The 18,430-nt window shown below is 61.6% G+C and carries 21 protein-coding genes; 8 read left to right on the top strand and 13 right to left on the bottom strand.

The annotated features are described in order from the left end of the window. Positions 1–2: 2 nt before the first annotated feature. From lysA to argH, 4 genes are all read right to left on the bottom strand, one after another. Positions 3–1,268 (bottom strand): diaminopimelate decarboxylase, encoded by a 1,266-nt coding sequence (gene lysA / locus N4R57_14525; GenBank protein UYV36228.1) that lies wholly within the window; start codon positions 1,266–1,268, stop codon positions 3–5. Positions 1,269–1,350: 82 nt separating this feature from the next. Next, positions 1,351–1,533 carry a hypothetical protein gene (locus N4R57_14530; GenBank protein ID UYV36229.1) on the bottom strand — a complete coding sequence of 61 codons (183 nt, stop codon included), beginning with the start codon at positions 1,531–1,533 and terminating at the stop codon, positions 1,351–1,353. Continuing rightward, a complete protein-coding gene (locus N4R57_14535) occupies positions 1,533–1,778 on the bottom strand; it encodes a hypothetical protein (GenBank protein ID UYV36230.1) in 246 nt (81 codons plus the stop codon). The genes N4R57_14530 and N4R57_14535 overlap by 1 nt, the downstream gene beginning before the upstream one ends. Then, the gene (argH, locus tag N4R57_14540) at positions 1,775–3,166 is read right to left on the bottom strand and encodes an argininosuccinate lyase (GenBank protein ID UYV36231.1); all 1,392 of its coding nucleotides are present in this window, start codon (positions 3,164–3,166) and stop codon (positions 1,775–1,777) included. The genes N4R57_14535 and argH overlap by 4 nt, the downstream gene beginning before the upstream one ends. Before the next feature lie 41 nt (positions 3,167–3,207). Here argH and N4R57_14545 point away from each other — a divergent pair, with 41 nt between their 5' ends. The 5 genes from N4R57_14545 (at position 3,208) to N4R57_14565 (ending at position 6,169) form a co-directional block, all read left to right on the top strand. Beyond that, positions 3,208–3,804 carry a TlpA family protein disulfide reductase gene (locus tag N4R57_14545; protein ID UYV36232.1) on the top strand — a complete coding sequence of 199 codons (597 nt, stop codon included), beginning with the start codon at positions 3,208–3,210 and terminating at the stop codon, positions 3,802–3,804. 23 nt (positions 3,805–3,827) lie between these two features. Further along, on the top strand, positions 3,828–4,238 hold the full coding sequence (locus tag N4R57_14550) for a hypothetical protein (protein UYV36233.1): 411 nt from the start codon (positions 3,828–3,830) through the stop codon (positions 4,236–4,238). Positions 4,239–4,269: 31 nt separating this feature from the next. Beyond that, the gene (locus N4R57_14555) at positions 4,270–4,707 is read left to right on the top strand and encodes a GNAT family N-acetyltransferase (GenBank protein UYV36234.1); all 438 of its coding nucleotides are present in this window, start codon (positions 4,270–4,272) and stop codon (positions 4,705–4,707) included. Positions 4,708–4,806: 99 nt separating this feature from the next. Then, positions 4,807–5,238 carry a hypothetical protein gene (locus N4R57_14560; GenBank protein UYV36235.1) on the top strand — a complete coding sequence of 144 codons (432 nt, stop codon included), beginning with the start codon at positions 4,807–4,809 and terminating at the stop codon, positions 5,236–5,238. After that, positions 5,231–6,169 (top strand): sterol desaturase family protein, encoded by a 939-nt coding sequence (locus N4R57_14565; protein ID UYV36236.1) that lies wholly within the window; start codon positions 5,231–5,233, stop codon positions 6,167–6,169. The genes N4R57_14560 and N4R57_14565 overlap by 8 nt, the downstream gene beginning before the upstream one ends. A gap of 22 nt (positions 6,170–6,191) precedes the next feature. Here the strand turns inward: N4R57_14565 and N4R57_14570 are convergent, their stop codons facing one another. Next, positions 6,192–7,751, bottom strand: a complete 1,560-nt coding sequence (locus N4R57_14570) for a trimethylamine methyltransferase family protein (protein ID UYV36237.1) — start codon at positions 7,749–7,751, stop codon at positions 6,192–6,194. A gap of 231 nt (positions 7,752–7,982) precedes the next feature. Here N4R57_14570 and N4R57_14575 point away from each other — a divergent pair, with 231 nt between their 5' ends. The 3 genes from N4R57_14575 to N4R57_14585 all read left to right on the top strand — a co-directional run bounded on the left by N4R57_14575 (position 7,983) and on the right by N4R57_14585 (position 10,466). After that, positions 7,983–8,639, top strand: a complete 657-nt coding sequence (locus tag N4R57_14575) for a TetR/AcrR family transcriptional regulator (protein ID UYV36238.1) — start codon at positions 7,983–7,985, stop codon at positions 8,637–8,639. 90 nt (positions 8,640–8,729) lie between these two features. Further along, complete coding sequence (locus N4R57_14580) at positions 8,730–9,821, top strand: Xaa-Pro peptidase family protein (protein ID UYV36239.1); 1,092 nt, start codon at positions 8,730–8,732, stop codon at positions 9,819–9,821. A 162-nt stretch (positions 9,822–9,983) separates the two neighbouring features. After that, the gene (locus tag N4R57_14585; protein ID UYV36240.1) at positions 9,984–10,466 is read left to right on the top strand and encodes a GAF domain-containing protein; all 483 of its coding nucleotides are present in this window, start codon (positions 9,984–9,986) and stop codon (positions 10,464–10,466) included. Between the two features lie 139 nt (positions 10,467–10,605). On the opposite strand, the gene N4R57_14590 is transcribed toward N4R57_14585, so the two are convergent. From N4R57_14590 to N4R57_14625, 8 genes are all read right to left on the bottom strand, one after another. Further along, positions 10,606–11,505: a branched-chain amino acid ABC transporter permease gene (locus tag N4R57_14590; protein ID UYV36241.1), complete on the bottom strand. Its 900-nt coding sequence runs from the start codon at positions 11,503–11,505 to the stop codon at positions 10,606–10,608. 130 nt (positions 11,506–11,635) lie between these two features. Continuing rightward, on the bottom strand, positions 11,636–12,502 hold the full coding sequence (locus N4R57_14595; GenBank protein UYV36242.1) for a branched-chain amino acid ABC transporter permease: 867 nt from the start codon (positions 12,500–12,502) through the stop codon (positions 11,636–11,638). Further along, positions 12,502–13,686, bottom strand: coding sequence for an ABC transporter substrate-binding protein (locus N4R57_14600; GenBank protein ID UYV36243.1), 1,185 nt, complete (start codon positions 13,684–13,686; stop codon positions 12,502–12,504). Before N4R57_14600 ends, N4R57_14595 begins: the two co-directional genes overlap by 1 nt. A gap of 14 nt (positions 13,687–13,700) precedes the next feature. After that, positions 13,701–14,411, bottom strand: a complete 711-nt coding sequence (locus tag N4R57_14605; GenBank protein UYV36244.1) for an ABC transporter ATP-binding protein — start codon at positions 14,409–14,411, stop codon at positions 13,701–13,703. Further along, a complete protein-coding gene (locus N4R57_14610) occupies positions 14,408–15,178 on the bottom strand; it encodes an ABC transporter ATP-binding protein (GenBank protein ID UYV36245.1) in 771 nt (256 codons plus the stop codon). Before N4R57_14610 ends, N4R57_14605 begins: the two co-directional genes overlap by 4 nt. Positions 15,179–15,445: 267 nt before the next feature. Continuing rightward, complete coding sequence (locus N4R57_14615; GenBank protein UYV36246.1) at positions 15,446–16,669, bottom strand: amidohydrolase family protein; 1,224 nt, start codon at positions 16,667–16,669, stop codon at positions 15,446–15,448. A gap of 30 nt (positions 16,670–16,699) precedes the next feature. Next, positions 16,700–17,356: a TetR/AcrR family transcriptional regulator gene (locus N4R57_14620; GenBank protein UYV36247.1), complete on the bottom strand. Its 657-nt coding sequence runs from the start codon at positions 17,354–17,356 to the stop codon at positions 16,700–16,702. Between the two features lie 163 nt (positions 17,357–17,519). After that, positions 17,520–18,398: an ABC transporter permease gene (locus tag N4R57_14625; GenBank protein ID UYV36248.1), complete on the bottom strand. Its 879-nt coding sequence runs from the start codon at positions 18,396–18,398 to the stop codon at positions 17,520–17,522. Positions 18,399–18,430: the final 32 nt, after the last annotated feature.

Genomic DNA, 18,430 nt, shown 5'->3' on the forward strand with positions numbered 1-18,430 from the left:
CGTCAGAGCCATTGAGGGATGCTATCGCGTCCGAGCATGTCTTCCAAGGTGGGACGTGGCCGAATGACGGCGAATTGATCGCCGCGCACCAGAACTTCGGGGATCAGGGGGCGGGAATTGTATTCGCTCGACATCACCGCGCCATAGGCACCGGCGCTGCGAAACGCCACCAGATCGTCGTCTTTCAGAGCCGCCATATCGCGCGCCTTGGCAAAGGTATCGCCCGATTCACAGATCGGGCCGACGATGTCATAGCGCGCCGGTTCCACGCCCGCTGCGGGCTCGATCACGGGGATGATATCGTGATGCGCCTCATACATCGCCGGGCGGATCAGATCGTTCATCGCCGCGTCAAGGATCAGGAAATCGCGCCCCTCGCCTTCCTTCACATAGATGACCGAGCTGACCATGATCCCGGCGTTCCCGGCAACCAGCCGCCCCGGTTCAATCTCGATCTCACAGCCCAGATGTCCCAATGTTTCCTTGACCATAGCCCCATATTCCACGGGCAGCGGCGGCGCCTCGTTCGAGCGGGTATAAGGAATGCCAAGCCCGCCCCCAAGGTCGAGCCGCGTGATCGTATGGCCATCGCCGCGCAGCGTTTCGGTCAGCGCGGCCACCTTTTCATAGGCTTGGCGGAACGGTTCCAGATCGGTCAGCTGCGAGCCGATATGAACGTCGATCCCGACCACCTCCAAACCCTCCATCGCGGCGGCCTCGGCGTACACCGCGCGGGCCTTGGCGATGGGGATTCCGAATTTGTTCTCGCTCTTGCCGGTGGCGATCTTGGCGTGGGTCTTGGCGTCGACATCCGGGTTTACCCGCACGGTGATCGGCGCTTTCGTGCCCAATTCCAAGGCAACCTTGTTGAGCACGGCCATTTCCGGCTCGGATTCGACGTTGAACTGGCGAATGCCGCCCTCCAGCGCCATGCGCATTTCATCCGCCGTCTTGCCCACGCCAGAGAACACGATTCTCTCGCCCGGCACCCCGGCGGCGCGCGCGCGGGCGTATTCCCCGCCCGACACCACGTCCATCCCCGCGCCAAGGTCGCCCAACAGCTTGAGGATGGCGATATTCGACGCCGCCTTGACCGCATAGCAAACCAGATGGTCGGTGCCTTCCAGCGCCTCGTCAAACAGCCGGAAGTGGCGTTCCAGAGTGGCGGCGGAATAGCAATAGAACGGCGTGCCCACCGCTGCCGCAATCTCGGCTACGGGGACGTCTTCGGCGAACAGAGCGCCATCGCGATAGAGAAAATGATCCATATGCGCGGGTTAGCGCCTTATCCGGCGCGTTGCAATTGGACTTGTGAGATCATGTGCAGTCTTGTGCAGTCTTGCGCCGCGATCAGAGCGACAGGCCAAGCGACAGCGGACCATAACGCAGCCCCGCAGAGGTGCCCACATTCACCCCGCTCGGTGTGATCCCGATCGAGGTCGACACATGCGGGGTCACCGCTTCTTCGTCATGGCCACAGCCCGCGAGCGCCACGAGCCCGGTCAGCAAGCCCACGCGCGCGGCGCGGCGCATCACCACCCTGCCCGGCCTCGCGCTTGGCCAGAATAGGCACCCGAATTTTGGCCAACAGACCGGCCAAGCGAGCCATAGGCGACCTGCCCATTCACCACGCCCACCGCCACATCGCCCGAGATCGTCATGTTGATGCCACTCTGGTTGCGCGCCGTTGGTGTCACCGGCTCCCCGTCGACGCCGCAGCCGGCCAAGGGGGCGGCAAGGGCCGCGATCAAACCGGTGCGCAACAGCAAGCGTGTCATGACATATCCTTTCGCCAGCGGGCGATCTGGGCGCGCACCTGCGCCGGGGCGGTGCCGCCATACGAGGTGCGCGAAGCGACCGAGTTTTCAACGCTCAGCACCGAAAACACGTCTTCGGTGATCGCGTCGTTCACGCTCTTCATATCCTCAATCGTCAGATCCGGCAAATCACAGCCGCGTTGCTCGGCCAAGGCCACAAGGCTTCCGGTGACGTGATGGGCGTCGCGAAACGGCATGTTGATAGCACGCACGCACCAATCGGCAAGGTCGGTCGCCGTGGAAAACCCACTGCCCGCCGCCGCGGCCAAACTCTCGCGATTGGCGCTCATGTCCTTGACCATGCCCTCCATCGCGGCCAGCGCCAGCATCAGGTTGTCGGCGGCGTCAAACACCTGTTCCTTGTCTTCCTGCATGTCCTTGGAATAGGCCAGCGGCAGCCCCTTCATCACCGTCATCAAGGCCACATTCGCCCCGAAAATCCGCCCGATCTTGGCGCGGATCAATTCCGCCGCATCGGGGTTCTTCTTTTGCGGCATGATGCTGGAGCCGGTCGAAAACCGGTCCGACAGGGTGACAAAGCGGAATTGCGCCGAGGACCAGATCACCAATTCTTCTGCAAAGCGGCTGAGATGCATGGCGCAAATGCTGGCGCAGGACAGAAACTCCAGCGCGAAATCCCGATCCGACACTGCATCAAGCGAATTGGCGGCGGGCCGGTCAAAGCCCAGCGCCTCTGCCGTCATATCCCGATCAATCGGGAAGGATGTCCCGGCCAAAGCCGCAGCCCCCAGCGGGCTTTCGTTCATCCGCTTGCGCGCATCGGCAAAGCGCGAGCGGTCCCGGCCCAACATCTCGACATAGGCCATCATGTGATGGCCCCATGTCACCGGCTGGGCGGTTTGCAGATGGGTAAAGCCCGGCATCACCCAATCGGCCCCGGCCTCGGCCTGATCCAACAGCGCCGCGATCAGCGCCTCGATCCCGGCGATGGCCGCATCCATCTGGTCACGCACCCAAAGTTTAAAGTCGGTCGCCACTTGGTCGTTCCGGCTTCGCCCTGTGTGCAAGCGCCCCGCAGGCTCGCCGATGATCTCTTTCAGCCGCGCCTCGACATTCATGTGGATGTCTTCCAGAGCGGCGGAAAATTCAAATGTTCCGCCCTCGATCTCTGACAATACGGTGAGCAGGCCTTCCCTCATCGCCTGCGCATCGCTATCACTCACGATGCCTGTGGCGGCCAACATGGCGGCATGGGCACGAGACCCGGCGATGTCCTGTGCGGCCATCCGCTTGTCGAACCCGATCGAGGCGTTGATCGCCTCCATGATCGCGTCCGGCCCGGCGGCGAAACGGCCACCCCACATTGCGTTGCTGGTCTTGTTGGTCATGGTCTTTTTGGCCTCGAAGTCAGGATTGTTAAGGAAACATCATGTCGCGTTCTGCGCTGATCTATACCGCCCTCGCTGCAATCGCAATTGCTGTGGTCGCCCTTGTTGCTCTGCGTGACCCCGCCGCGCCGGTGCCAAAGACGCTTGAAAACGCCTCAACGCTTGAGGCGCTGCGCGAGGGGTCGATGAAAAAGCTCAATTTCCACGCGACGCCCAAACCGGCGGGAAGCGAGCCCTATACCACGGCGGATGGCGGCAAAGCCACGCTCGGTGATCACCAAGGGCGCTATGTGTTGGTTAATTTCTGGGCGACATGGTGCGCGCCTTGTCGCAAGGAAATGCCGGGGCTTGAGGCGCTGCAACAAGATCTGGGTGGCGAGAAGTTCGAGGTGGTGACCATCGCCACCGGGCGCAACCCGCCCGCCGCGATGAAGAAATTCTTTGACGAGATCGGCGTCACCGCCCTGCCGCTGCATGCCGACCCGAAACAGAAACTGGCGCGGCAAATGGGGGTGCTTGGCCTGCCTGTGACCGTGCTGCTTGATCCATCGGGGCATGAAATCGCCCGGCTCACCGGCGACGCGGAATGGGACAGCGACAGCGCCCGCGCGATTTTTGCCGCGCTGCTGGCCGAATGATCCCAAGGCGCAAGGCCCTGCGCATGTCGTGGGTCACGCGGCTTTACCGTGGCGTCTCAACGCTCTGCCTGATCGCCGGACTCACCGCCGGACTCACTGCTGGCCTCACCGCTGGCGGTGCCCACGCCCAAAGCGCTGAGGAGGCTGCGGCCAATGTCGCCTTCACCCGTCACAGCGCGCTGACGCTCACCCCCGCGTCCGAGAAAACCCTGCGCAGCATCCGCGAGACCCACCTCTCAACCGTCGCGTTCAACCGCTCGAATGCCTATCACACGGCGATTTTCTTTGACCCTATCAAGGGGCAGTTCCATTACTCCGGCGGTAAAAACGCGATGGACGCCTCCATCAAGCGGGCCAAAGAAAGCTGTGAGAGGTTTGCCGCCGTTCCCGCCAACTGCGTGCTGTTCGCCACCATCGGACCGGGCAAAAATTGAGCCGGCTGCGCCGCTGTGATAGCTTTCGCCCATGTCGTCGGTTGCTCTGACATATCACCTGCTTGACCCCGACACCGCCGCGCGGCTGCATGGCGCAGAGGTGTTTGATCACGCCGTCGACCCCGCACAGCTGACCCGGTTTGTATCGACGCCCGGTCACGAGCTTATCTTTGCCTGCCACGGGACGCGGGTGGTTGGTTTTGCGTCGGGCAGCGTGCTTTTGCACCCCGACAAGCCGGCGGTGTTCTTTTTGAACGAAGTCGCCGTGGCCGATGACATGCAACGCCGTGGCATCGCCACAGCCCTTTGCCAGCGGCTCTTGCAGCGCGCCCGCGATCAAGGCTGCCAAGGCGTCTGGCTCGCTACTGAACAGGACAACGCGGCCGCCCGCGCGCTCTATCGCGCGTTGAATGGCCGCGAGACGGGGGACATCGTGGTGTTCGATTGGGACGGCGCGATGGACGGCTGAGCGGGCGGATAGGCAGATCAAGCGCCGCGCTTTACGCCACTTCCCTTTTGACAGCCACGCCCTTCGTTGGGTTTAATCCGGCGGGGGAGGACGAGGGCAATGCCGCTTAGCATACTTTTACCCTTGGTGGTGGTTGGCATCGGCGGGATCACGATCCTGCTGCACCTGCTTGATCTGTCGCGCCCGCTGCATTTTGCCGATGAACAAGCCGCCCGCGCCGCGTGGGAGCGCGAGTTTCCCGACATCCCCGCCACCGGCGCGATCCTGTGCAAAACCCGCACCGCCGCTTTGATCGAAACCCGCGACGGCCCCGGCGTGGTCTGGGCGATGGGTGTCGACAGCGCGGCGCGCGCGCTGGATGGTGCGCGGGCGGCGCGTAAACCCAAGGGGCTGATGCTCTACCTGCCGGATTTCACCGCGCCGAAACTGTTCCTTGCCCTTGATCAGGACGAGGCCGACCTCTGGCTCTCGCGCCTGCCACCCTCCCAAGACCGAGACCAAAACCGAGACCAGGAGACCACCCATGCCTGACAAGATCAGCTATCCCGATGTGGTCGCCTTTGCCGTGCCGCTGTTTATCGTCGCCATCTTGGTTGAGCTTACCTATATCGTCGTCAAACATCGCGGCGGGCGGTATGAGACGCGCGACGCTTTGACCTCGCTCCTGATGGGCGCGGGCAATGTCGCCTCGGGCATCTTTCTGGGCTTTATCGCCTATGGGTTTTTCATGGTCCTGTGGAAGATCACCCCGCTCGATCTTGGCACCTCGGCTTGGGTCGTGCTGCTGTGCTTTGTGCTCGACGATCTGCGCTATTACTGGGTGCATCGGTTTGGTCATCGCATCCGCTGGGCCTGGGCCAGCCACGTCAACCACCACTCCTCCCAGCATTACAATCTGACCACCGCGCTGCGCCAGACGTGGACCGGCACGTTTACCATGTTGATGGTGATGCGCGCGCCGCTGATCCTGTTGGGGTTCCACCCGGCGATGGTGTTGTTTGTCGGCGGTTTGAACCTGATTTATCAATTCTGGATCCATACCGAGGCGATCGGGCGCATGCCCCGCTGGTTCGAGGCGGTGATGAACACGCCGTCACACCACCGCGTGCACCATGGCCGCAATGCGCGCTATCTTGATGCCAATTACGCCGGGGTCTTTATCGTCTGGGACAAGATGTTTGGCACGTTCGTTCCCGAACAAGACAGCGAAAAGGTCGATTTCGGCCTTGTGCATAACCTTGGCACCTTCAATCCGCTGCGCGTGGCGTTCCATGAATGGATTGGCGTGTTCCGCGACATTATCCAACCCGGTCTCACCCTGCGACAGCGGTTCGCCTATGCGTTCGCGCCGCCGGGGTGGAGCCATGACGGCAGCCGCGACATGACCGAAACGATCAAGGCCAAACATCTGGCCAAGCACCCTGAAAAACGCGGCTCGCCGGGGTTTGAGAACAGCCGCTAACGCGCCGCCGCCCACGCGTGCCTCAGAAATCGGTCGGCGCGCCGCCCTCTTCCTTGCGCCGCGCCACAAATGCGGCCAGCTCCTCGCGGATCGCGGCGTCCATTGGCGGCGCTTCGAACTCTGCGATGATGCTTTTATAGACCCCATGCGCGCGCTCGGCTGTCCACACCCCACCGGCCAGATCCCATGCCTCGAAATTGCGCCAATCGCTCAGGAACGGCTGGTAGAACGCGGTAGTGTAACGCTCCTGCGTGTGGTCCAGCCCAAAGAAATGCCCCTGTGCGCCCACCGAGCCGATCGCCTCAAGCGCAATGTCATCCGCTGTCGTCGCCCAGATTGACGGCTCCATATACCGCTGGATTTGCTGCAAAATCTCGCAATCCATGACAAATTTCTCCGGGCTCGCGATCAAGCCTCCTTCGAGCCAGCCAGCGGCGTGATAGACCATGTTGGTGCCCGACTGCACCGCCGCCCAGAGCGAATTTGACGTCTCCCATGTCGCCTGCGCATCCGGCACATTCGCGGCGCAGACCCCGCTAGAGCGCATCGGCAGCTTGTAATAGCGCGCCATCTGTCCGGTCATCTGGGTCGCACGCATATATTCCGGTGTGCCAAAGGCGGGCGCGCCGCTTTTCATGTCGACATTGCTGGTAAACGTCCCAATCGCACAGGCCGCGCCGGGCCGGATATATTGCGCCAAGGCAATCGCGATCAGCCCCTCGGCCAAGGATTGCGCCACCGCCCCCGCCATCGTCACCGGCGCCATGGCCCCGGCCAGCGTGAACGGCGTGACCACAAGCCCCTGATTGCGCCGCGCCATGCGCATCCAGCCATCCAGCATCGGCTCATCATGCTTGAGCGGCGAGGTCGAGTTGATGTTGGTATAGAGCTTTGGCGAGGCGTCGAACTCCTCGTGACTATGCCCGCCCGCGATGCGCACCATTTCCATCACATCCTCGACCCGCTCTTTCCCGAGCGAATAGGTATGCACCACCTTATCGCTCAGCGTCAGCTTGTCATAAAGCACGTCGAGATGGCGGACCGAGGCGTGGATATCCTGTGGTTCAACTGGATAGCCGCCGATGAAATGGATGCAGTTGAAATACTGCGACAGCTTGATCAGATCGGCGCACATTTCGCGTGTGCCAACCATCTTGCGCCCGGTTTCAAGCGTCCAATACGCGGGCGGAGAGCTGACATTGCCGAACAGGATATTCTTGCCCCCAACCGGCAGCGCACGGTCGGGATTGCGTGGCGTCATGGTCCATGTTTCCGGCGCTTTGGCCAGCATCTCCATGATGAACTCGCGGCCCAGCCGCACGTTGGTGCCGTCGATGATCGCCCCCGCCTCGCGGAAAATCTCAAGCGCTTCGGCGTTGAGGATTTCGATCCCGATCTCTTCGAGAATGCGCATCGCGCCTTCGTGGATCGCTTCGACTCCGGCCTCGTCCAATGGCTCGGTCGGGCGGTCGGCATTGAGCGGAATGCGCCACGGCATCTGTTCGATTGCTGACGCCCCGCGCCGTGCCGATTTACCCGCGCGCCCGCCGCTGCGCCGTCCACCTGCTGGTGTTCTCGCCATGCCCGTGCTCCTTGATGCAATACCTCGATCATTCGCCTTCGCGCGGCGGCGCGCCGTTCCATCTGCGACGTAACCTGTCGTTTTTGACAATTGCGCACACCGCACCCGGCGGCAGCGCCCCCGCGCGCCCGCCGCCGGTGTCCGCGCCTTTCGCCACCCGGCGATCCCGCGCAGGGATTGACACCGACCGATCGGTCTGCAACCATCCAATCAGAGAATTCGGAGAGCCCCATGGATGCTTCCTCGCAACCATCAGACAAACCGCGCAGAAAACCATCCGCCAAATCCCCCGATCAGCCCTCGGCGCGCGAGCGGCTGAAAAACGCCGCGATCACGCTGATTATCGAACGCGGTTTTGCCGGGGCGACCCTGACACCGATCCTGAACGAGGCGAAGCTGTCCAAGGGGGCGCTGTTCCACCACTTCTCTGGCCGGGACGAGCTGATGGCGGCGGCCTATATGCAGGTGCTCTCGGATCACATGGCGCATGAGCGGGTTCTGTCGCAGCGCCTGCTCGCACGCGAGATCACCCTCGAAGACCTGCTCACCGATATGGTCGCCAATGCCTTTTCGGACACCTATATCGTCACGCTGGAACTGGCCGTCGCCGTGCGCACCCACCCTGCCATTCTCGATACGGCGGACGGGTTCAAAGAGTGGACCGACTTTCGCGAGCATTTCTGGAGCAACCTGTTTGAGTTGCCCGGCTATGACGCCGACGCCGCCGCCGTGCATTGGGAAATGGTGAATTTCACCATGCGCGGCATCGGCGTGCGCCATTCCTTTGGCACCGAAAAACGCGCACCAAACGAGCTCGCCCGTGCTTTGATCACGGAGTATTTCAGCAACGCGACCCTGCGTGCGGAGGATGAGGCCAAGCATCTCTGACCCGAACCATCCCGACAAAAAATCCATAAATCCGAGACGGGCCTCTTGCCGCCGCCCGTGGCCGCCCCTCTCCCATCACAGGAGGTATCTATGAAATTCGACCCCATCGCCACGGACCCCACCGAAGAGGAATTCGCCGGCCGCATCGCAAAGGTTCAGGCCGAAATGGCCAAACAGGGTCTCGACTGGTATGTCGCCTACGAGCCGAAGAACGTCTATTACCTGACGAATTTCGCCAATTTCGTGCACGAGCGGCCCTTTATCCTGATGATCCCGGCCTCTGGCAAAATGGTATTCCTGTCGCCGCTGCTTGAAATCCCGCATATCAAAAACCGCGGCGTCGGTGACATGGAGCTGGTCAGCTATTTCGAGTTTCCGGCCCCCGAGGGCACCAATTGGTTCGACAAGATGCAAGAGGTGCTGAGCGGTGCCAAACGTGTCGGCGTCGAAAGCGTCTGTCAGTTGCAAATCTATGAGGCGATCAAGGCCGAGCGGGTGCGCAGCGACATCATCGACGACATCCGCATGATCAAAACCCCCTATGAGGTCGGGCGCATGGTCCACGCTGGCGGCATCGCCAATGCGGCGATGGCCGACCTTCTGGCACAGGCCAAACCGGGGCGGACGCTGGCCGAGGTTTCATCGGCGGGCAATGCGCTAATGTTCTCGAAGCTGCTTGCCGATTTCCCCAATATCAACCCGCAGGCCAACCACCTGACGGCGGTGTTCCACCCGGCCAGCTATTCGCATGACCCGCATAACTTTGGCGATCTGTCGATGGCCATGGCCGAAGGCGGGCCGCATGTTTCGATCATCAACGCGGTGATGAACGGCTATGGCACCGAGATCGAGCGCACGTTCTTCCTCGGCCATGTGCCCGAAGCGGCCAAGCGCCCCTATGAGGTGATGATGGAGGGGCGTTATATCGTCTTTGACATGGTCAAACCCGGCGTGCGCATGTCCGATGTCGACAAGGCGGTGAACGATCACTTCAAGGCCGCCGGATACGGCGACAACCTGTTGCACCGCGCCGGTCACGGCATGGGCGTCACCGCGCATGAGGCGCCGTTCCTCGCCGAGGGCGACACCCGCGTTTTGCAACCGGGAATGAGCTTTACGGTCGAGCCGGGGATCTATCTCGAAGGGGTGGAGGCTTCCGTCACTCCGACACGATCATCGTGACCGAAGACGGCAACAAGCAGGTGACCGGCGCGCCGGATTCGCTCGCCGATATGACCCTTCCGATCTAAACGAAACCGGCGGCGCAGCCTGTGCCGCCGGATCACTCCCCGGGTTACAGGGCCGCCTGCGCCCCGCCCGGACCATCCCAACAGGAGAACCGACATGACCGATCTCGCCGTCATTACCAAGGCCATCGCCGCCGCCGACCAACCCGATGCCGTCTTTCAGGGGCTCTGCGATTTCGCGGATGCGCTGGTCGGGGTGAAACTCTTCACCGTGCTCGCGATTGACGAACCCAACGCGCTTGTCCGCCGCGCGTGGTCCAACATGCCCGAGGCCTATCCCGTGCAAGGCACCAAGCCGATGCCGCCGGATGACCGTTTTGGCCAAAGCACCCGCAGCGGTGCGCCGATGGTCACCGACGGGCATGAGGACATGGTGAAAACCTTCTTCGATCACGAGCTGATTTCCAGCCTCGGCTGCGAAAGCTGTGTCAACCTGCCGATCATTGTCGCGGGCGAGGCGCTCGGCACGCTCAACCTGCTGCACGAGGCCGGTCACTGGACCCCCGAGCGGCTGCAAGCGGTCGACCAGTTGCGCGTGCCCGGCGCCGCCGCCTTCATGGTCGCGCGGTTGTTTGGCTAATACCCCTTTCGGCGCGGCTCAAACGGGGTCGCGCCAGCGCATAAAAATAAATCAGCGGGCAGCTATCTGCCCGCTGATTTTTTGTTTTACACCCGTGTCTGGACCCGTGTGTTAGCCGACAATCAAAGCAATCAAGCGATCAGATATTCGCCCGCGTCGTTGGCCGCGCCGGGATCAACCCTTCGGGCCGCAGCCGCATGATCACCACCAGAAGCGAGCCGACGAGGATCTCACGCAGTGCCGCCACCTTGACGCCCGAAAGATAGGGGATCACATCGCCGAAATACCGCGTGCCCTCAAGCACCGCGATCACCACAATCGCGCCCAACACGGCCCCGGACGGACGCCCCGTGCCCCCCGCCGTCACGGCGAGGAAGATGTAAATCGCGATCAACGGGCGAAACAGGTCCGGCGCGATATAGCTGAAGTAATGGCCATAAAGCGCACCGCCAAAGCCGATCACAGCCGAGCCCAGCGCGAAGGCCTGCACCTTCATCTTGCGCACCGGCTTGCCCGCCACAGCCGCAGCCGTTTCGTCATCGGCAAGCGCGCGCAACGCACGCCCCATCGGGCTCTTGCGCAGATTGGTCGTCAGCCACCAGATCGTGACCACCAGAACCACGATCAGCACCGCAAACAGCATGTTGAACTGCAACGGCGTCAGATCTCCGCGCCACGGGCCCGGAATGCCGGAAATCCCGTCGCTGCCATTGGTCAGCCACAGCTCGTTCGCCGCGATAAGCCGCACCAGCTCGCCAAAGCCCAGCGTCACAATCGCAAGGTAATCTCCCCTGAGATTGAGCGTCAGCCGCGCCAGCAAGGCCCCGATCGACCCGGCAATCACCATGGCGAGGATACAGGCCAGCCAGATCGGCAAGCCGCCGATTGACGACAAAGCCGAAGTATAGGCCCCCACCGCAAAGAACCCCGCGAGGCCAAGGTTGACCATCCCGCCAAGGCCCCAGATCACGTTCAGCCCCAGCGCAAGGATCGCATAGATCCCGGCGATGACGAGTGTGGCAAGGAGATAACTGACCATGGTTGCGTGCCTCTCTCAAAGCGTTTCGACGTATAGTAGGGTCACATCACCGAGGCGAAACACACAGCCCCGCCCGATGGTGTGGAGGTTCCGAAATCAGCCTGATGCCTCAAGCTGATCCCGAAACGCTTTAGTATGCGCGCTCGCCCAGAATTCCGCGCGGGCGGAAGCTCAGGACAATGACGATGAACAGGAAGCCAACAGCGGATTTATAGGCCGGCGACAACAGCAGGAGCGAGGCTTCCTCGCCAATGCCGACCACCATCGCGCCCAACACGGCCCCCGGAGTCGAGCCCAGCCCGCCCACAACCGCCGCCGCAAAGATCGGCAGGAAGAAGCGGAAGCCCAGCATCGGGTCAATCGAATTGCCAAGCCCAAGCAGCAAGCCGCCGGTGCCGACAATGCCCATGCCAAAGAACACGGCCAGACGCCCGATCTGGATGCTGTCGATGCCTTTCAGCTCGGCCAGCCCCGGATTGTCCGCCACGGCACGCATCGCCTTGCCAATGCGGGTGAACCGCAGCACGGCAAAGATCACCGCCATAATCCCCAGCGCGATCAACAGGTTGTTGATCTGCTGTGGCCCGATGCGCAGGTCCCAAAACCGCAGATCACGCACCAGCGGAAGATCATAGCCGCGCATGTCATTGCCAAAGATAAAGCGCACGACGTTTTCAAGCACCACGACCCCCGCAATCGAGGCAATCGCCGTGGTCAAAGCGCCGTGTTTGCGAAGTGGCCGCAAGGCCACCTCGTCAACGATAACGCCAATCACCGCGCTCACAAGAAAGGCGGCGACAACGGCAAGGAGGATCGGCCACCCCAGCCAGACATTCGCGGCATAGCCCGCAAACGCCCCGACGGTGGCCTGCGATGCAACCGAAAAGTTCGGAAATCGCAGGACCGAGAACATCGCGCTGAAGCCAACGGCAGGCACCGCCAACAAAGCACCATAAATGATGCCGTTCAGAAGAAACTGGGGAAGCAGATCAAGCATCAGAGGTCTATGCTCACCGGTTTTTTGTCTTTGATCTCTGAATAGAGCATCGTCATCTCGGTGACGTCGCCCTTGTCGTTGAACGTGCAGGCGCCCGAGGCCCCCTCATAGTTCACGCCTTCAGAGATATGTTTGAGCCCTTCCAGAGCCGACGACACTTTCATGCCCTCGCCTTGCGAAACATCGCGCAGGTGGTCGCGCACGGCCTCGCCGCTGGTCTCGCCCGCTTTGGCCATCGCCAGAAGCACGAGGTTCACGTGGTCATAACATTGCGCCGAATAGGGATCAGCGGCCTCAACCCCAAGGATCTCGCTCGCCCTTGCAAAGCCGGTGCTGCCCAGCGCCGGTGCCGGCGCGGTGGTGATCACCCCGTTGGTCACTTCGGCAGGGAGCGAGTCGATCACGCCTTGGTTGACGGCATAGCCCTGGGCCGAAATCGTGCCCTCATAGCTGGCCTGCCACAAATCGCGCAGCAACACGGTCGAGTCGGTGGCATAGCCGCCAAAGACGATCATGTCAGGCTTGTCGCGTAGCGCCGTATCCACTTCCGAGCGATAGGTCGCCTTGTCCGCCTCATAGATCATCGAAGAGAACTTGGCCCCGGCGGCCTCGAAAATGTTTTTGTAGGTCTCGATCGACACTTCGGCAAAGGGCGATTGCGGGCCCATCCAGACAACGCTCTTATAGCCCTTCTTGGACAGGTCGGTCGCCGCCACGGTGGTCTGAAGGATCGAGCCGGGCTGGGTGCGCACGACATAGCCTTTGTGCGGCAACAGCGTGATCGTGTCCGAACCAGAGGTGCAGAGCAGCATCGTCTTGCTCTCCCACGCCAGCGGCGCAACGGCGGTGGTGATCGACGAGGCCCAAGTCCCCATGATCGCCGAAACGCCATCCACATCAATCAGCTTGCGCGCGGCACGCACGGCGGCCTCGGGCGAGGTTTGCGTGTCGTCCGAGATGACTTCGATCTCGCGACCCAGCACACCACCGGCCTCGTTCACTTCCTTGACCACACCGATCATCACGTCGCGCATCGACGGACCATAGCTGCCCCCGACACCGGTCATCGGCGTCAGCGTGGCCAGCTTGATCGGCGCGCCAGAGGCCCGCAGGATCGCCGGGGTTGCAAGGGTGGCGGCCATACCGGCAAGTACGGCGCGTCTGTTGGGAATAAACTTCGTCATCGTCTAAGTCCTCCTTAATGACCGCCCAAAAAGGTGCGGCGGATGCTGGGATCGGCAGCCAGTTCTTTTGCTGGTCCTTCCGTGTGGTTCTGACCGGCGGCAAAAATATAGGCCCGGTCGGCCAGATCGAGCGCTTCAAGCGCATTCTGCTCCACCAACAGGACGGCCACGCCAGTGGCGGCGATCTCGCGGATGGTGGTGAAAAGTTCGCCCGCCGCCTTGGGCGACAGCCCGGCCGAGGGTTCATCAAGCAACAGCACCTTGGGTTCGACCATCATGGCAATCGCCATCGCCAACAGCTGTCGCTGTCCGCCCGACATGGTGCGCGCAAGGTCGCGGCGCTTGTCGTGCAGCACCGGAAAGCGTTCGAACAACTCCTCGATCCGCTTGTTCGGATCGGACTTGGCCACATAGCCGCCAATCTCAAGGTTCTCGCGGATGGTCATGGTCGGAAAGACGTTGGCTTCCTGCGGGACATAGGCGATACCCTCACGCGCAATCGCGCCGGGTTTCATGCCCAACAGCTCAAGCCCTGCGGCGCTGACCCGCCCGGTGGCGTATTTCAACTGTCCGGCCATCGCCTTGAGCAGGGTCGATTTGCCCGCGCCGTTCGGGCCAAGGATCGCAACGATCTCACCGGCTTCAACCGTCACAGAGATACTTTTGAGTATGGTGTCGCCCTTGGTGTAACCGGCGACAAGGTTTTCGACGATAACGGCGCTCATGTGCGTTTCCCCAGATATGCATCCTGCACCGCATGCGAAGAGATAACCTCCTCGAAGGTCCCTTCCATAAGGTCGGTGCCATTCGCCATGACGACGATGTGGTCGCAAAGCCGCGATATGATGTCCATGTCATGCTCGACGATCAAAAAGGTCAGCCCGTCCTCGGCAACCAACGCCTTGATCCGCTCGGCAATCTCGACCCCCAGCGTCGGGTTCACCCCGGCCACCGGCTCATCCAGCAGGATCAGCTTGGGCGCCCCCATCAAGGCGCGCCCGATCTCAAGCAGCTTCTTCTGACCGCCCGACAGATCGCCCGACATATTGTCGATCACATGGTCCAGCTTGACCCGCTTGGCGACGGCAATCGCGCGCTCTGCAAGCTCTTCCTCGCGGGCCTTGGCCGCGCGGGAATTGAACAGCGCCGGGAATACGCCCTCGCCCACTTGATCGACACCATGCAGCAGCAATGATTCAAATACGGTGAGCTGTTTGAACCCCCGCGCGATCTGGAACGTGCGCACAAGACCGCGCCGCGAAATCTGTTCGGGGCGCCATTTGGTCACGTCTTCCCCGTCAAAGGTAACGCGCCCGGCCTCGGCGGGGATGACCCCGGAAATACAGTTGAACATGGTGGTCTTACCGGCGCCATTCGGCCCGATCAGCCCGGTGATCTTGCCCGGCTCGACCGTAAAGGAGGCAGAGTCGATTGCCTTGAGACCGTAAAAGCTCCGCGTGAGCTCTGAAACCTCAAGAAGCGTTCCCGACATCGAATTCTCCCGTCCCGTCGCCCGGTGGCAATAACCGCCGGCTTGCGTCCTCTTCTTATATTAAGAGGATCGTTTTAGTCTTATTTACAAGGGCACGCTCGCACCGACCGATCGGTTTGTCAACGATTTAATTTTGCCAGTTCACAGCTTTTTTCCGCCGCGCCCAGACATGCCCCTTTTTACGTCATTCCCAGATCGCACAAGCGAGCTGGCGCGGGGACGGGCAAATCAAAACCTCCGATTTGCCCGCTCTGACCCCGCCGGGCCTCAGCCCTTGATCACCTCGCCGCCCTTCATGATCAGCGAAATATTCTCACCCTGCCCGCCCAAGAGCGACAGGTCCTCAAGCGGGTTGCCATCGACGAAAATCAGATCGCCAAACGCGCCCGGCTCAAGCGTGCCGACCTTGCCTTCCATACGCAACAGTTTGGCGGCAATCGTGGTCGTCGATGCGATCACCATCTCGGCCGGAAGAACCCGCCCGCGCAATTCAAACTCGCCCGACTGGTGCTTGTGCATCGGTCCCAACAGGTCGCTGCCATAGGCCATCGGCAAACCCGCCTCGGCCATGATCTCGAGCGATTTCAACCCGGCCAAACGCACATCATCCACCTTGGCAACCGACGCCGCAGGCAGCCCAAGCGACGGCCCTTCCGAGGACAGCTTTTCATAGGTGATCAGCGTCGGACAGGCGATACAGCCTGCCGCCGTCGCCGCGGCTGCGGTCTCGGGCGTGATCAGGTTACAATGCTCAAGCGACAGCACACCGTATTCCACGGCGCGGGCAATCGCCGCATCGGTATAAAGATGCGCCGAAACATAGGTGCCGACATTTGCGGCCTCTTCCACGATGGCGCGGATCTCATCAGCGGAATACTGAAGGAAATGGATCGGGTCCGTCGGCGAGGCCACGCCGCCGTTGGCCATGATCTTGATGAAATCGGCGCCGCCCTTGATCTGGGCGCGCGCGGCATAGCGCACGGCGTCAACGCCATCGGCGATCACCCCCATCGCGCCCAAAGGTGCGTTGGCAATCGACATCGCGGTTTCATCATACGGGCCGCGTTGGTCGCAATGGCCGCCGGTCTGTGACAGGGCTTTGCCGGGAATATTCAGGCGCGGCGTCTTGATCGGCGATTCTTCGGCGGCGGCACGCAAAACGCCCGTCGCCCCGCCCAGATCACGCAGCGTCGTGAAGCCGCGCATCAGCATCGCGTTCATGATGTTCAGCGAGCGCACCATGACCAACGCATCCGGCAACGCCGTATTCGCCTTGAGATCGGCCAGCGCCGCGTTGACATGCACATGCGCATCAATCAGCCCCGGCATGACATAGGCCTCACCGGCGTCAATTTCGTCGGCGCCCCCGGCGGCAAGCCCCGCCCCCAGCTCCTGCACCACGCCGTCAGCGATGCGGATATCAACCGCATCCTTGGGCTTGTCGGTTGTCCCGTCCACAATGCGGGCGTTTCGGATCACAATATCGGCCATGTCACTTTTCCTGTATTTAACGTGCGCGCTTCAGCAGGCGCTGCTTTCCCTGTCACCACTGCGCAGCAGCTGCGGCAGGATATGTTTCCACTGATCCAGCATTTCGCTGTAATAAGTGGGGTCGTCTCGGGTGATGGTTTGCGCGATCATCCCGCGGATCAAACACATCGTCATATTCAAAACCGTCGCCGCGCGCTGGCTTTCCAACCCGTGACCCTGTGCAAAGGCGTTCCAGATCGCATCGAGCCCCTCGTGGAACTCTTTGACCACCGGGATCAGGGCATCGTGAAACCCCTTGTTGATCCGCGCCTCGGGCAGGAATTCCATCGTCATGAAAAACAGCCCGTTCGACATGGTATCCCACAGGTAGTCTACGATCTCGCTGGCGTCCTCCTTGCCTTCGGGGATCTGCTCGGCAAAGGCGAACAGACGTTCGTTCACGCGGGTTAGATGGTGATCAATCGCATAAACAATCAGCTCCTCTCGCGAGGCGAAATAATGCGTCAGCGCCCCGCGTGAGACCCCGGCGCGTTTTGCCACCAAAGGCGTTGTTACGCGGGAAAACCCCTTTTCCACCATCAACTCGATTGTCGCATCACAGAGCTTTTGCACAGTCCTCTCGCGCCGCTGCGCCTGCGGCAAGGGTTGCTTCGGGGCTGTGGTTTCTGCGGAAACACCGTCACTCATAAATTATTCCTGACCTCTCTTGCGGCGCCGCCTTTCCGCGTCTCTCTCTTCCCTCGAAGGGGCCCTCCTGACCCCCGGTCGTCGGCGGCTCTGGCCTAGAACAGGGGCGCGGCGCGGTCCATGCCGCAAAGCCGCGCACCTCGCGCCCTGACAACGGGCTTGCTCACTCGCGGAAGCGCTGCCGTGCCATCCGCCCCGCCACGATGGTCAAAACCAAAGTGCTGAACATCAGGATAAAGGCGATCGCCGCCGAGAACGGCCAGTTGTTCAACTGGAACTGCCCATAGATCAGCGGTGACATCATCCTGAACTCGGGCCCGCCAAGCAGAACCGGCGTCGCATAAGCGTTCATCGCCAGAATGAAGGTCAGGATCGCACCCGCCATCGTTCCGGGAAGCGCCAGCGGCCAAAGCACGCGAAAGAACATCTTGTTGGGCGTCGCCCCAAGCGAGAACGCCGCCTCTTCTATGTTGCGCGCAATGCCTTCGATCACGCTTTGCAGGGTCAGCACCATATAAGGCAGGTTGACCGCGATGATCCCCAGAACCACCGCCGTTTCCGAGAACATGATCTCGGTCGGCCCATCCGTCAGGCCAAGAGACATCAGGCTCACACTCATGAACCCCTTACTGCCGAGCAAGGTCATCCACCCCGCCGCCCGCACGGCGTTGCCCACGAACAGCGGCACAACCACCCCGATGATCATCAGGTTCTTGAACCGCGATTGCGTCCGCGCCAGCACATAGGCCAGCGGAAATCCCAAGAGGATACAAATCACCGTGCACAACACCGAAACCCGGATCGTCGTCCAAAAGGTCTCAAGGTAGTAAGGCTCGGAGAAGAATTTGACATAGTTTTGCGGCGAAACCGCCGAGATCATCAATTGCGTCGGGTCGAATTTGTTCAGACTGTAGCGCGCCAAAAGCACCAGCGGCCCCAGAACCCCAAGCGCGACAACAAACGTCGCCGGCCCCACAAGAGAAGCCGCCGTCAGGGTTTCGCGGCGTTGCTTGGCATGTTCATTTTGCGTCAGGCTCGACATTCATTCATCCTTGGTCGCTTTCAACCCGTCGG

The sequence above is a fragment of the Rhodobacteraceae bacterium D3-12 genome, from assembly GCA_025916135.1.
Lineage (GTDB): Bacteria > Pseudomonadota > Alphaproteobacteria > Rhodobacterales > Rhodobacteraceae > JAKGBX01.

Excerpts from the sequence above, each read along its gene's own strand:
- argH (UYV36231.1), bottom strand. The coding sequence starts at position 3,166 with ATGACCAACAAGACCAGCAACGCAATGTGGGGTGGCCGTTTCGCCGCC.
- N4R57_14565 (UYV36236.1), top strand. The coding sequence starts at position 5,231 with ATGCCTGACAAGATCAGCTATCCCGATGTGGTCGCCTTTGCCGTGCCG.
- N4R57_14555 (UYV36234.1), top strand. The coding sequence starts at position 4,270 with ATGTCGTCGGTTGCTCTGACATATCACCTGCTTGACCCCGACACCGCC.
- N4R57_14550 (UYV36233.1), top strand. The coding sequence starts at position 3,828 with ATGTCGTGGGTCACGCGGCTTTACCGTGGCGTCTCAACGCTCTGCCTG.
- N4R57_14605 (UYV36244.1), bottom strand. The coding sequence starts at position 14,411 with ATGAGCGCCGTTATCGTCGAAAACCTTGTCGCCGGTTACACCAAGGGC.
- N4R57_14570 (UYV36237.1), bottom strand. The coding sequence starts at position 7,751 with ATGGCGAGAACACCAGCAGGTGGACGGCGCAGCGGCGGGCGCGCGGGT.
- N4R57_14625 (UYV36248.1), bottom strand. The coding sequence starts at position 18,398 with ATGTCGAGCCTGACGCAAAATGAACATGCCAAGCAACGCCGCGAAACC.
- N4R57_14585 (UYV36240.1), top strand. The coding sequence starts at position 9,984 with ATGACCGATCTCGCCGTCATTACCAAGGCCATCGCCGCCGCCGACCAA.
- N4R57_14560 (UYV36235.1), top strand. The coding sequence starts at position 4,807 with ATGCCGCTTAGCATACTTTTACCCTTGGTGGTGGTTGGCATCGGCGGG.
- N4R57_14590 (UYV36241.1), bottom strand. The coding sequence starts at position 11,505 with ATGGTCAGTTATCTCCTTGCCACACTCGTCATCGCCGGGATCTATGCG.
- N4R57_14595 (UYV36242.1), bottom strand. The coding sequence starts at position 12,502 with ATGCTTGATCTGCTTCCCCAGTTTCTTCTGAACGGCATCATTTATGGT.
- N4R57_14615 (UYV36246.1), bottom strand. The coding sequence starts at position 16,669 with ATGGCCGATATTGTGATCCGAAACGCCCGCATTGTGGACGGGACAACC.
- N4R57_14600 (UYV36243.1), bottom strand. The coding sequence starts at position 13,686 with ATGACGAAGTTTATTCCCAACAGACGCGCCGTACTTGCCGGTATGGCC.
- N4R57_14580 (UYV36239.1), top strand. The coding sequence starts at position 8,730 with ATGAAATTCGACCCCATCGCCACGGACCCCACCGAAGAGGAATTCGCC.
- N4R57_14545 (UYV36232.1), top strand. The coding sequence starts at position 3,208 with ATGTCGCGTTCTGCGCTGATCTATACCGCCCTCGCTGCAATCGCAATT.
- N4R57_14575 (UYV36238.1), top strand. The coding sequence starts at position 7,983 with ATGGATGCTTCCTCGCAACCATCAGACAAACCGCGCAGAAAACCATCC.
- N4R57_14610 (UYV36245.1), bottom strand. The coding sequence starts at position 15,178 with ATGTCGGGAACGCTTCTTGAGGTTTCAGAGCTCACGCGGAGCTTTTAC.
- lysA (UYV36228.1), bottom strand. The coding sequence starts at position 1,268 with ATGGATCATTTTCTCTATCGCGATGGCGCTCTGTTCGCCGAAGACGTC.
- N4R57_14620 (UYV36247.1), bottom strand. The coding sequence starts at position 17,356 with ATGAGTGACGGTGTTTCCGCAGAAACCACAGCCCCGAAGCAACCCTTG.
- N4R57_14530 (UYV36229.1), bottom strand. The coding sequence starts at position 1,533 with ATGCGCCGCGCCGCGCGCGTGGGCTTGCTGACCGGGCTCGTGGCGCTC.
- N4R57_14535 (UYV36230.1), bottom strand. The coding sequence starts at position 1,778 with ATGACACGCTTGCTGTTGCGCACCGGTTTGATCGCGGCCCTTGCCGCC.